This is a genomic window from Photorhabdus laumondii subsp. laumondii, from assembly GCF_003343245.1.
GTDB lineage: Bacteria > Pseudomonadota > Gammaproteobacteria > Enterobacterales > Enterobacteriaceae > Photorhabdus > Photorhabdus laumondii.
Window position 1 is genome coordinate 338,660 of the sequence record NZ_CP024901.1, and the last position, 13,213, is coordinate 351,872.

Genomic DNA, 13,213 nt, shown 5'->3' on the forward strand with positions numbered 1-13,213 from the left:
TGTGTACAGCATTGGGTACTGCTTAAAACCATCAAAAGGTGTAAGAAAAACGGACTAGCACCTGAATGGGTTCATCAGATGCTTGGCGATTGGAAAGTAGCTTTCCTCGACTGGTTTCTATATCGAATACCATGCGTTGGTATCTCAGTGTGGTGCCAGAACTGATTCCTGCGCTGCTTTGCCAGCCTTGTGGGCTGCGATATCCTTGAACCCGACCGGTATCAATACCGATACGCATTGATAATGTGCTGTTGGCGAGGGGGAACGTCCGGGACAGTGTATTTTGCAGATACCAGCCGTTATCCCCGGATAGCGTATTTTTGCTAAATCCCCGGACTGCATTCCGATCAGTGATATTTAACCATTCGACACCGGGCAGACCGTGCCGGTTGTATTGCCCATAAAACAGGTTATTGAGCTGATAAGGCGAGTTGAACAGCATAAAACGCTGATGTAGATTGACCATCAACTTGCCTTTGGTGAACTGCTTATCGAGATAAGCGGTTCCGGTTTGTGCTCCAAACCAAGGCAAACCCTGTTCAACACTCAGATTGAGCGTGATTAATCCGGTTGGAATGATATGTAAATGATTAACACCGAGTTCAAAGACACTCAATGTTTGGCTACTGACGCCAATCTTGGCATTGTCGATGTAATTATTGTAATTCTTGTAAGTTAATTGCCCGCTGACACTATTAATCTGAGATTGATTACGATAGAAGGCAAAATCAGAACGCATGCCGATTTGCTGAGTATCACCATAAATCTTTATTGTTCTCATTTGTAAATGGGGGCGGCTGGCATATTGGGAATAACTACCAAACCCACTGAATGTTGCTGCGCCATAGGGCATTGAATAAAGCAGAGTATAGGCACGGCTATACCGGTTGGATGGGCTATCTAACGTACTACTGGCATTCAGACTGATGAAATCGGATAAACCAAATGGGCTGTCAAAACTGGTATTGGTGCGGACCCGCCATTTCCCAGTACTCTTTTGCCCATAATTATCAGTTTTGATATTCAATAACCAAGGCTTACTGCGCTGATTATGCAGCTTAATCACCGAACCACCATTCACTGTTCCTGGTAAAATATCCAGGGTGGTTTTATTGGACTGTAGCCGGTTAGCCTGATCTAAACCTTGATCGAGCTGCGTGATATTGAGCGGTTGTTTTTCCAGACCGGGAAATAACATACTACTATTCACCCAGCGATCACCGCCTTCGATTTTTTCAACAAACCCTTCGATAACATTTAGCCCTAACTCTCCATCGGTATTAGGCGCAATAAACTGAACACGGGCGGTGATATAGCCTTTACTGATATAAAGATGAGTCAGTTCATGGCTGAGCCGATTGATATCATGACTACTGATACACGCCGGGGACAAAGCGCTGAGCGTACTTAAATCCCGAACAGAGAGCAGGGAGATCCCTTTAAGGTAAACACCGGTTAACGGCAGACATTGCTTAGATTCCGGCAAAACTGGCGCAGGAGTTGACTCAGGGACTGTATTAGCCTGCTGCTTTAGTTGCTGATATCGGCGTTGTTCTATCAGCTGGTTAATTTCCCTGGAACTATCTTGCAAAGTTCTTCTAGCCTCAGTCATTGGCAGATTATCATTTATCTCTGCCGGTGAAGCGATTATCTGAAAGGAAATACAACCTAATATGAGAATAGATATTCTTTTTATCATTAATTCACCGATAAGGATGATATTTTATTCCATAAAACATAAATATAGGGTGATAGCCTGATAGTAATGACATACATATTGGCTAATTTATTCGTTATTAAAGCACACTATTGGTTATATCTTGCTCTGATTAACGAGTGGCGTTTCTTTTATATCTCGATTTTCTATTAGAAATTTTAATTAGTTGGTTATTCGGATAGTAATGAGTTAATAAGAGCCATGATTTTATTGCTTATTAATGAATTAACTTAAGTGGAATAAGTAACAGGTAATGTTTTTTTTAATAATAGCATGGGTTGTACTAGGAAGATTTTTAAAGAAAGGAAAGATTAATCTAAGAAAGTAAGAATAAGCTAAATTTTAATTCACGGTTATTTAGCTTGATAGACGATAATGACAGATGTAATAGTTCCTGTAAGTTATTTTAGCTAAAGAAATAGATAATAGAAAGAATATCTGCTGAATTGATGGCAGAATAATTGTCGGAAGATTGTTGAATTTATGGAGGGGAATAGAGTTTACCTGGAGGTTAGAAGATTTTCTTTATAAGATAATAATATTATTATATAAATTAGTGTTTGTTAAAGATATTTAAGTAAATTGAAAAATAAAAATACTGGAAAACTATTTTGATAATTTTCCAGTGAAAAATAAAAATATACAAATGGTTAGCTATTAGTTACTTCAACATATGGATCGTATCGATAATAACCTAGGAGCTTTTTACCGTCATAAGCGGCAAAGAACCATGTATATTGTTCTACACCGGGTTTATGAGCTATTGCTTGGAAATAACTATCTTGAGATTCGACAAAAATTATCTTAGGTTCATCCTCATTCGCATTAATACCTGAAGGGACCATTGGAACTTTTTTGCCCATAGGGTTCTGTGACCATATTTGTGATGGGACAGAGATGACATCGTCTCCTATACTAAGCTTTTTGAATTTATACAATATAATCGTATAGTCGAAATTATTAGATACAGTTGTAGCCCTCCATCTAATATTCGCATTAATGGGAACCGTGACACGGGCACCAGATGAACTCGCCACTTTCAATCCAAGCTCTGGAGTATAATTAGCTATATATACATGCTGACGGATAACTGTTGGATCTTTAGGATCCAGAGAACTTTTAAGATTATTATTACGAAGATATTCAATAATTGAATCAACATCAATAACAAAGGTTACATCAGCTGTAATAGAATTCTTGGTTATAGCAATATCATCTTTACCCTGAATGACTTCACTCATCATAACACCTCTTTACATATTTAAACTATTTATTGGGAATCGAAAGGTTATTTTGCTTACTCATTATTATTCTAATAACTTTCTTTTTATATAATTAACTATTAAAGTTGAAACAGCTACTGGGATAAATCATAGTTTATATGGGAAAATTACTCATATATTTATTAGGTATTGCTTCATATAGTTCAGTATTTCAGTTAATTTATTGTTGTGAAAAATAAAACATGAAGCCTTCATTCCGCACCTAATTCAGGAATAAACCGCTTTATATTGTGCACCTAATAAACTCAAAAGCTCATGGTGGTAAGATTGCATTCCTGTCACCATTTTATGTTCTTGAAATTCAAAGGTGCTGATCCCTTCAAAGGCCAGAAATACCCAACGCGCGGTGGGGGATTGTGTCGGTTTGTTCTTCATATCGGGGAAAAACGGCACATTTTGTTTCAATTCATGGCGAATTTTATGTTCCAGCGCCGCATAAACCATGAGACAACATGTCATCACCATTAACAGCGCTTCTATCCGCTCCGGTTTTTTCAGGAAAATGGCAGACGTCAGGAATTCCGGACTTTTCAGGAAGCGAAAACCCCGCTCCACCTTTTGTTGTGCCTTATAATTAGCCAGTAACGCCGCCATATCAAGCCGTCCTTCATCCCGTTCATTGGTCGCTAAAATAAACCTCCCGACCCGCAATCTGGCCTGCTTCACCTTGTCTAACCGGGTATAAGCCTGACCGGCTAATTGATAATGAACCGATTTGGGGGGTTGATGCTTGCCGGGTTTCCCGCGCCCCGCATACGCGGTAATCGCCTGAATTTCCGGCGAGGCGATGCCGATAAACTGGCATTGAGACTCAAAATCATGCAGTGCCTGTAAGGCATCCTCCCGGCAGGCAAAGGGCTTTTTGCCCAGTTTGTCGAACTGTTTAGACTCGTTTTCTGTTTCCCTGAGTGTGTTTTTCCGGAAAGTCTGGTTTTCACGTTTTTCTGCCGCCGTACTGTTCACCAGTAACCAACGCTGAGGAACGCCGCCATATGATGACGTCACCCAGCAGCCTGAATAGCCCTCACTGATGGGGCTGAATTGCTCCGCTGTCACGTTCAGGAGAGACTGTTTAGCTTCCTTGATCGTCAGGGGAACACGCGTAATAAATCGTTGTTTTTGCTGATGAAGCGAAGCGATCGCGGCTTCAGTATAAAGGGCGGCATCGGCCACAAAGTAGCGGCTGTTTTGTGCTGCTTTCAGGCATTGAATATGGGTTTTGATCGTCTGGGCAAAGGCTTTGGCATCATTCGTATTCCCGCTCATAGCCTGCATATAGACAGGGATACCTGCCTGATTTTCGCAAATCAGTTCAAGGACAACCTGGTTCAGTTCAGGCCGGTGATCCCGGCTATAACCCGGCACCAGTGCAATACGTTTTGTGTCATCTCCCAATGCGCTGTCATAGTCACCATCGACATGAAAACTCGTGATATCCAAATGAACGGAATCGGGATTTAACCCTAATTTATCAACCACTTGCTCAGCAAGCACCTGATAAACTTCCGACACCCCCGCTTCATATAAGGCATCCAGTGTACGGCCGAGCACATCATCATTAAGGTGTTCAGCTTCAATGTCAGCACCAATTAAACGCGCAATCGGCTTATGTTGAAAAAAGCCGGAAAACATGTGCAATGTCCGGCTGTGAAACCCCAGCCCGTTAAGGATCATCGCCAGAAAAGCGTCGCCGTGAGAGACAGTATGCGATGAATATTTTGGGATAATGGCATCAATCATGCGGGGTAAACCGGCTTCATGACAAAAAGCGGCGATAAGGCCAAGATGATCGAGACGTTTAATGGCAGGTATAGGTGTGGACATATTCGCTTTCCGGCAAATAAAAGTAATAGATCAAAATTGGCGATTACCGTCAACCCCACCGATGTCATCAATACAAAAAACCTGTGTAAGATCACATTATTTTTAAATCAGAAATACGGTGCGGAATGACGGATGAAGGTTTTAGATTAAAACATTAAATAATCACTTATATTGGCTTGGAGATAGTTTAATATTCTTCATATGACTATAATATGTTTTTATATATATTATTTTCCCTGATTATTAGGATTTCAATCCTATTGATATAATTTCCCCTGTTTACCAATAATACATTGTGATTTATCAGACATTGTTTCTGTATAACAGTAAATAATTATTTTCTTTATTAAATGTAAATTTTGCTACTATAATAAATATTAGGATTCACTATCAATATTCTTAATTTTCAAGAGGACATTGAATGAATATTAATCGACCATATGCCTTACCCTATAATTTTCATAAATTAGATGTAGATCCCCATTTTGTAGCTGAAATTTGTGAGCTTATTAACAAAATTTCGGGGTTTAGTTTGTTCTCCCTTTTATTAAAGGCGCGCTTTCCTATCTCTAACCGAGAAGTGTATTTCTTTAATAATTATCATGAATCTTGGCGGGACCTTTATATAGAAAAAAAGTATTGGATGATTGATCCCGTTCTAAATTTCCGGCCTGTGCCACCTTCTTTTTCAAAAATATGGGATTTAGATTTTTTTTCCAAATCTAATGGGCAAGAGCTTTGGTATGTGAATCAAAAATATGGATTTCGTTCTGGAATCACCTTTGGTCTTCCGGCATTTTCAGGAACTTATGGAATATTTTCTGTTGCGGGAAAAGATGGGCCTATTGATAACGAGACAATGTATAAATGTAGTGGAGAAATTTTAGGAGTATATATTAGGATAATAAGATACTTAACATCACACACAAAGTATTTGCAATCGTTCTATATTGATGAAACTTCATTTTCAAACAGAGAGTTAGAAGTATTAAGATATACCGCAGATGGGATGACATCAATTGAAATTTCATCAACCATTTGTGTCACTAAAAGCACAGTTGATTTTCACTTAATGAATATCGTCAAAAAACTGGATTGTAAGAATAAATTCCAGGCAATAGCTAAAGCTGCATTACTTGGCTATATATAACTAATATCAATTTGTAATTATCAGGTGATTATATTTTTTACCTTATAGATTAATTGAATGATTAATACTATTACTCAAATGAATTATTAGGAGAATTTGAATAAAACTGAATTTTTACCTTAGTACCGTTGTAAATAGAAGTTGGAGAGATTTTCCTGACAAGATGACAATGATATCTATTCAAAATATAACAGCAGCTTCAACCAAATGTACTTCTCCTTTGGCAGAATAATAATACCACGGTTCTGCCTGTTCTTTGTTCAATATATGAATGATTTAAAGGAGAGTAATGATTGTTTGAGTTGTTTTTAGTGCTCCAACTAAACCAATAATCCTCCTCTAAAATATTTATCAATAGTGAACCACTTCACCAGATAACCCGTAGTGCTATTTATTAAATAGTATCTAATAATATCCACTGGAGTCATTCTGCTCACTCAGAAGAAACAGAAAATTACGCTATGGGAATTCTTCCAGAGCTTGGGTAAAACATTTATGTTGCCCGTGGCGTTACTATCATTTTGTGGAATTATGCTCGGAATTGGCAGCTCTCCCAGTAGCCGAGAGGTTATTACGTTACTACCGATATTAGATCACACAGCTTTTCGGTTGTTATTTGCCTGGATGAGTAAAATCAGCTCCTTGGCTTTCAGTTTCCTGCCTGTGATGTTCGCGATTGCTATTCCGCTAGGTATGGCACGTGAAAATAAAGGTGTGGCATCTTTTGCTGGTTTTGTAGGTTTTACGGTATTTAATCTGGGGAGCAACTCTTATTGAACACAACACCAGATTACGGTGAAGGTGATGGACGGTTGTCTGGTGCTGATTCCAGAGAGTGAAGCCACGCAACAACAGCATCAGCAGTACCAGCGGCAACAGGCCCAACTGCGGGAGATTAAGCAGCAGATGCGGGCGCTGATAACCGGTTTTGCGGGTTAAGGGAGAGGATAAAATGAAAGTGGTGATTGAACATTTGCAGGACATTCAGTTAACCCACATTGAAGCGCTGGCCTTGGCCCAACTGGTTAAGCGGCTGAACTGGGCGGAGATACGGGCCTGTGCCGTGAATGACGAGGAAGCGTATCAGATTAGGGATGCCATCGGTAAGCTTCAATCTGCTCTGGCTTACTGTGGGTATGCGCCACGGTAGATCAATAGGAACATCGGAAGATCTGGTGATTGTGAACTGCCTCTCTAAATCTAGTCATTAAATGTTGAATTTAGTTTTTGAGGGCAGTTCATCTATAATTTTATTAACTATTCTTCAAAATAATAGGATTGAAAATAATTCATGTCTTTTTATCTTTTTTTATACCGCACGGCATAGCTCCTTTTTTAAATATAGAAAATATTTCTTCTAATTTAGCGTCTTGATTAAAATAAAATAAATATCGATAAATGCTTATCATATTTAACATGTAATTACATTCGTCATTTACTTCATTTAGAAAGTTATCGTATTCTATGTTATCAACTAACCTTTTTTTCTTTCTTATAAGATATCATTTTCTTTTTCTCATATTTTCTTTGACTTGATCCTGGGTAGATATTTTTATTCTGTGAAGGATATCCTTTTCTGCTTTTTTATAATCCTCATGAAGATAAAACTCGGATGCCAAATCAGAGAAAAAATCACTCTAAACCATATAGTTACCTAGTATGCCTTGATCGAAAAGAAGCTTTAATGCCCTATCTTTATTATCCATAATTTCATATTCATTAAATTCTTCAATAGAACCGGATAAAAAATCCGAGCTTTTAAAGAATTCAACGGGTTCCATATAAAAATTTATTATCTCACCCAGATTAAATTATCCTAAAATTCTACTCCAGAGATCAAAGATGCTTTGTCTGACTTTTTAATTTACGTCTTCCCCCTGAATATTAGTGTTATACCTATCTTTGTGTTTAATAATATTGCCATTCTCCATATCTTTTTTAGTTATATTTTGAATGTTAGCTACTTGTTTCGATATAGTATTAATTGATTGATGTAGATTTATTTTATCCAGAGTATTGCATCAGTATATCCGTGATGATTACCTTGATGCCTTGCTATTACACTAACCCGTCGGCGTTGGCGTGGCATTCACCTCGGTAAGAAAGAAGCCAGCCGGAAGCAATTCCGGCTTTTTGCTGTTTCAGAGGAAAAGCAGAATAAAATAGCTAAAATATAGCATATGTATATATTTATTATGAATTTTATATTTTTCTGTATTATTCCTTTGTTTATCTTCTTATTTGTTTTATATTTTTATGATTTTAATTTATATATTTAATATATAAGTCTTACCTTGTAAGCTATTTGTTTTAAACATAAAAATAACAAAGCTGGAAAGATCACGGGGATCTTTCCGGCTTTGTTTAGTGATTTTTATACCAATTTTACAAACACATATCTTTTTATTTTCTTATGTAAACAGAAGGGCCAGTAAGACTTATATGTGAGCAAATAACTTTTATATCTATATCGTTATTTTTAATACTCACTATATTGTTATTATCCATCATTTTAATATCTATTTTTGTAAGCATATCGGTTCCAATTCCTTGCATATTTAAGTTAGAAACACCAAAGCAGTAAATACCTGCTCTACATCTATTAAAATCTTTACCCCATTTATCTGGAGTTTTATCAGGAAGACTATTTACAAGATCAAATGACATAATTACTGTTGGCCCATCCCTTTTTACATCAATGCTGAAAATATCTATCTCATTGATAGATGGTGGATTTGAATAAACTCGCTTCATCAATTCACTACCTGGTAAATCAGTCCAATACATATATACCCGTAATCATTGAAGATGCTTGATTTTATCCGAAATGGAGATCATTATCCTCGCTATGAAAATATTCATTACCGATGAACAAAAAGCCGAACTTGAACATCTCCATCACACCTGCCGTGATAAGAGGGAGTGTGATCGCATCAAAGCGGTCCTGCTGGCCTCTGAAGGCTGGAGTTCAGTGATGATCGCTCAGGCCCTGCGTCTTCATGAAATGACCGTTAACCGTCATATCAGCGATTACCTTAATCAAGGTAAACTTAAATCTGATAATGGGGGGTCTGATAGTTTGCTTTCTCAAGAACAAACTGATTTTTTAATCAATCACTTATCTCAACATCTTTTCCATCACACCCATGAAATCGTGGCCTATGTTGCTCAGCTCTGGAATATTACCTTTAGCATTCCCGGCATGAATAAATGGCTACACCGTCAGGGTTTTTCTTATAAAAAACCTTGTGGCGTCCCTCATAAATTCGACGCAGAAAAACAGCGACAATTTATTGAATATTATGAGAATCTTAAAGTCACAGCGAAAGACGAACCCATCCTTTTTCTTGATGCTGTTCACCCGACTCAAGGCACCAAACTCGGTTATGGCTGGATGCGAAAAGGCGAGAAAAAAACAGTAAAAACAACAGGAAGCCGGACTCGCCTGAATATATTGGGCGCGCTCAACCTGAATGCCATTGGTCGTACGGTGTTCCAGGAATATCAAACCATCAATGACTACAACATTTGCTGTTTTTTCAATGAAATAAGAAAGTCTTATCCTGACTATCATCAAAAAATTCATCTTATTGTGGATGGGGCGGGTTACAACAAAGCTCATCTTGTTAAGGAGTGGGCTTATGTTAGCAATATTGAGTTACATTACCTTCCTCCCTATAGCCCAAATTTAAACCCAATAGAGCGATTATGGAAGGTCATGAATGAACAGGTTCGAAATAACCGTTATTTTGCGGATAAACATGAATTTCGAGACAACGTCTTCAAATTTTTCACCACAACGCTACCGGATATAGCGGACTCGCTGATGTCTAGAATTAACGACCATTTTCAGGTGCTAAAAACTGCATCTTGAAGTTTCTTGGGTATATATCTCCATTAGTAACTATAATGGTCTACTGTTCCATCAACGCTACCAGTTCTAATATTATCATGAGGTTTCACATTAAAATTAACCTTGATCACCTACACCACCTTGTCCAAATAGGTTTTTTATTTTAATTTAAGATAGGTTGACCATTTCTGTCTGTTAAATAACGTTTCATAATTCTGCTACACATAGCCTTATTCAACCCATTGTTATACATAGAATTATGGGTGGCATAAGATGTAGCACTATTTTGGAATCTTATTTAACATTACCTGATCATATTCTTTTGTATTTTGATGTTTCTGATTAAATACTTATTTGGACGCTGGTTTTTAGGAATGCCAATATCTCTTTTTGCAGCTCTAAGAGCATCTTTTCTGGAATTAAATTGGGTATTACACCCAGCCAGCCAATCCAATTGACCGGATCATGGACATAGCTGTATGCCAAGATAGATCATCAGAAAGCCGGAAGATCTCGTGGGCTCTTTCCGGCTATTTATATTATTTAGTCCATCGTACATCCCAATGCGGTGTAATATCCTCTATTACCATTGTTCTGGTAGAACAATGGAGGTAAAAGCCATCATTTTTTATTGTAATTTCTGTTTTTTCCTTCGTTGATTCAATAATGGGGGTACATTCAAATGCAACTCCTCCCCCATTAATTTCCAATACAGAAACATCAATACATGTCAATGTGATCATAAAACAATTAAACTTTTTCCTCCTCCATTTTTCTGGAATAACGTTTGGTATATTTTTGCTACAGAAAAAAATTTTTAATCTAGATGTGTCATAATATAAAAATTGTTCAAATCCAACATGTTCCATCGATAGTTCATTATTAAACATGAACTTAATTTTTTCTTTAAAAATAGCATGATCAAACCACATTTATTTGCCTCAAGGAAAATTATAATGTTCTGGTAATCCATCGACACTTTTGTTTCTAAATCCATCTCCAGACGCAGGATTATATTCTCTAGGATTAAAATGAGGCCCCTGATTTCCAGGAGTCCCCGGTGGGCCATATATATGCCCTGCGGAATGTTCCTGTATTACTATTACAAAGCCGGAAGATCATGGGGATCTTTCCGGCTGATTTTTCAAAGTTAGTTAACCCGAATTCTGCTTAAGCCGTCATTAAAATATCTTTCTCTGAGTAGAAAATTTTCAGTGATGGCTTTTTCAATTTAAGGCTGTAAGCAATCAATCCACCTAAAACACACAACAGAAAGCCTTTTATACTTCGGTGGCGCGAGTGCTCAATTTGAGAAATGGTCTTTAATTGCCCGTTAATCGTTTCGATGATAAATCTCTTTTTTAACATTAAGTTATTCCACTCAGACAGCGCTTGTGCTTTCATATTACGGCGTTTCTTCGTGATGAAAGTCACACCGATTTTGGCTAAATCATCGGCCAGTTCCTGACTGAGATAACCTTTATCACCGTAAAGATAACCCGTTAACGATTTTGATAATTCGCGTACAGGCTCTCGATCATTCACATTACCGGGAGTCACTTTTAGCGCGAGAATTTCGCCCTGATGGTTAACAACCAAGTGTAATTTGAAGCCGTAAAACCAGCCCATTGATGTTTTTCCGCGCTGGGCTATTCCCTTAAAAACCTTATGACGCGGGATACGGATGTTATGACAGACGCACAAACTCGTGGAATCAATAAAAGCAATCTTGGTCGGTTTTCCTTTTAATTGAGTCAGATAACTACATAGTGGGACCAAAACGGAAGGGGCAACACTGACAAAACGGGTATAACTGAGCAGGGTGGGGAAATCTTTGTGGTGATATTTCCAAATATGTTCCAGATAAAAATGTTTAAAATCACGGTAATGCGCCATATGAAAAAGGATCAAAATAGTCATGATTTCACTGGGGTGCATATGGCCTTGCCGATGACGCTGGCGGTACCCTTTTTCGAAACAAAATAATTCCCATTGAGGAATGAAGAAGCGGCAAAAATCATCGACATCGCAGAAAATTTCAACTAACTTGTTCATAGCCTGTTCCTCCCCGGAGCTGTTTCGGCGTGCACCAAAACATTGCTCCTGGAACAGGCTTCATGTCAATTTCTTATCCAGAATTCGGGTTAGTTAATTTTCATATACATGTTTTTCAGCTATAACTGATTATTTTAGATAGCAAAAAGCTTCACTATTAAGATCCTACAATATGAAGCCTATTTATTATGTTAACCAATTCATCATATCTAAACTGTTCGGAAAATACACAGCGTGGATAGCCTATTAAATCTTCCAATGCATCATTATGACCAATAAATTTCCACAAAATAATACCGAGATTATCGGTTAATTTATATGAGTACATATCAAAATAATCCGACCATGTACCTAAATTAACAGAGAAAGATTTTGCTAAATCATATTTTTCATCATCAAAGAGATTCATGTCATTTTCTAATAAATCATAGATTAAATGATGATCATCAAGTAAATATCTCTCATCTAACTTATTTTTATTTAAAATTTCTGTAAGCCCACCAATTAAATATCCATCAAAAAATATTGTATCGCCTAAACTTCCCAAAAAAATCCCGTTAATCCAGAGTCTTGCCCGACCAATTAACTTTTTTCTATTTTCAAGAGAGTATTCAACAGCAAAAGTGGACTTATTTCCTATGATATTTGTCATGATTTACACCCTTTAAATCCTTCCATGTTTCTGGCAAATCTAGGTATATTTTACTTCATTTAGAAAATTATCGTATTCTATGTTATAAGCCAACTCTTGCTTCTTTCTTATAAGATATTATTTTCTTTTTCTCATCTTTTCTTTAACTTGATCCTGAGTAGATGTTTTTATTCTGTCAAGGATATCCTTTTCTGCTTTTTTATAATCCTCATGAAGATAAAATTCAGATACCAGATCAGAGAAAAAATTACTCAAAACCATATAGTTGCCTGGTATGTCTTGATCGAAAATAAGCTTTAATGTCATATTTTTATTATCAATAATTTCGTGTTCATTAAATTTTTCAATAGAACCGGATGAGAATCAGAATTTTTAAAAAAAATTCAACGGGTTCCATATAAAAGATTATTATATTACCCATGTTAAATTATCCTAAAATTTTACTCCAGAGCATCAAAGATGCTTTGTCTGATTTTTTAATTTACGTCTTCCCCCTGAATATTAGTGTTATACATATCTTTGGGTTTAATAATATTGCCATTCTCCATATCTTTTTTAGCTATATTTTGGATGTTAGCTACTTGTTTCGATATGGTATTAATTGATTGATGTAGATTTATTTTATCTAGAGCATTGCATCAGTATATCTGTGATTACCTTGATGCCTTGCCATTGTACT

At 37.0% G+C, this 13,213-nt stretch carries 13 protein-coding genes and 1 pseudogene; 5 read left to right on the forward strand and 9 right to left on the reverse strand.

Translation table 11 applies throughout. The features are described 5' to 3' along the window. Nucleotides 1-31 precede the first annotated feature (31 nt). From PluTT01m_RS01620 to PluTT01m_RS01630, 3 genes are all read right to left on the reverse strand, one after another. A complete protein-coding gene (locus PluTT01m_RS01620) occupies nucleotides 32-1,699 on the reverse strand; it encodes a ShlB/FhaC/HecB family hemolysin secretion/activation protein (protein WP_011144712.1) in 1,668 nt (555 codons plus the stop codon). Nucleotides 1,700-2,367: 668 nt separating this feature from the next. Then, the gene (locus tag PluTT01m_RS01625; RefSeq protein ID WP_109791279.1) at nucleotides 2,368-2,961 is read right to left on the reverse strand and encodes an inclusion body family protein; all 594 of its coding nucleotides are present in this window, start codon (nucleotides 2,959-2,961) and stop codon (nucleotides 2,368-2,370) included. Nucleotides 2,962-3,207: 246 nt separating this feature from the next. Then, entirely contained in the window at nucleotides 3,208-4,824 is a 1,617-nt protein-coding gene (locus tag PluTT01m_RS01630) for an IS1634-like element ISPlu4 family transposase (protein ID WP_011144714.1), read from the reverse strand. A 421-nt stretch (nucleotides 4,825-5,245) separates the two neighbouring features. Between PluTT01m_RS01630 and PluTT01m_RS01635 the strand changes: the two genes are divergently transcribed. From PluTT01m_RS01635 to PluTT01m_RS01645, 4 genes and pseudogenes are all read left to right on the forward strand, one after another. Continuing rightward, nucleotides 5,246-5,974: a LuxR family transcriptional regulator gene (locus PluTT01m_RS01635; RefSeq protein WP_011144715.1), complete on the forward strand. Its 729-nt coding sequence runs from the start codon at nucleotides 5,246-5,248 to the stop codon at nucleotides 5,972-5,974. A gap of 429 nt (nucleotides 5,975-6,403) precedes the next feature. Further along, nucleotides 6,404-6,748: pseudogene (locus PluTT01m_RS01640) on the forward strand (PTS transporter subunit EIIC); the annotation flags it as partial. Between the two features lie 30 nt (nucleotides 6,749-6,778). Next, nucleotides 6,779-6,913 carry a hypothetical protein gene (locus PluTT01m_RS27830; RefSeq protein WP_011144716.1) on the forward strand — a complete coding sequence of 45 codons (135 nt, stop codon included), beginning with the start codon at nucleotides 6,779-6,781 and terminating at the stop codon, nucleotides 6,911-6,913. A gap of 13 nt (nucleotides 6,914-6,926) precedes the next feature. Continuing rightward, nucleotides 6,927-7,124: a DUF7706 family protein gene (locus PluTT01m_RS01645; RefSeq protein ID WP_011144717.1), complete on the forward strand. Its 198-nt coding sequence runs from the start codon at nucleotides 6,927-6,929 to the stop codon at nucleotides 7,122-7,124. 1,253 nt (nucleotides 7,125-8,377) lie between these two features. Here the strand turns inward: PluTT01m_RS01645 and PluTT01m_RS01655 are convergent. Further along, a complete protein-coding gene (locus PluTT01m_RS01655; RefSeq protein WP_041379878.1) occupies nucleotides 8,378-8,761 on the reverse strand; it encodes an immunity 50 family protein in 384 nt (127 codons plus the stop codon). A 61-nt stretch (nucleotides 8,762-8,822) separates the two neighbouring features. Here PluTT01m_RS01655 and PluTT01m_RS01660 point away from each other — a divergent pair, with 61 nt between their 5' ends. After that, nucleotides 8,823-9,848 (forward strand): IS630-like element ISPlu19 family transposase, encoded by a 1,026-nt coding sequence (locus PluTT01m_RS01660; RefSeq protein ID WP_011144720.1) that lies wholly within the window; start codon nucleotides 8,823-8,825, stop codon nucleotides 9,846-9,848. A gap of 518 nt (nucleotides 9,849-10,366) precedes the next feature. Here the strand turns inward: PluTT01m_RS01660 and PluTT01m_RS01665 are convergent. The 5 genes from PluTT01m_RS01665 to PluTT01m_RS27075 form a co-directional block, all read right to left on the reverse strand. Next, entirely contained in the window at nucleotides 10,367-10,759 is a 393-nt protein-coding gene (locus tag PluTT01m_RS01665; protein ID WP_011144721.1) for an immunity 50 family protein, read from the reverse strand. 9 nt (nucleotides 10,760-10,768) lie between these two features. Next, nucleotides 10,769-10,930, reverse strand: coding sequence for an HNH/endonuclease VII fold putative polymorphic toxin (locus tag PluTT01m_RS28160; protein WP_082303148.1), 162 nt, complete (start codon nucleotides 10,928-10,930; stop codon nucleotides 10,769-10,771). Nucleotides 10,931-10,997: 67 nt separating this feature from the next. Further along, a complete protein-coding gene (locus tag PluTT01m_RS01675; RefSeq protein WP_011144722.1) occupies nucleotides 10,998-11,882 on the reverse strand; it encodes an IS982-like element ISPlu11 family transposase in 885 nt (294 codons plus the stop codon). A gap of 157 nt (nucleotides 11,883-12,039) precedes the next feature. Beyond that, nucleotides 12,040-12,534, reverse strand: coding sequence for a hypothetical protein (locus PluTT01m_RS01680; protein ID WP_011144723.1), 495 nt, complete (start codon nucleotides 12,532-12,534; stop codon nucleotides 12,040-12,042). A 117-nt stretch (nucleotides 12,535-12,651) separates the two neighbouring features. Further along, the gene (locus PluTT01m_RS27075) at nucleotides 12,652-12,840 is read right to left on the reverse strand and encodes a hypothetical protein (protein WP_165828650.1); all 189 of its coding nucleotides are present in this window, start codon (nucleotides 12,838-12,840) and stop codon (nucleotides 12,652-12,654) included. Between the last annotated feature and the right edge of the window lie 373 nt (nucleotides 12,841-13,213).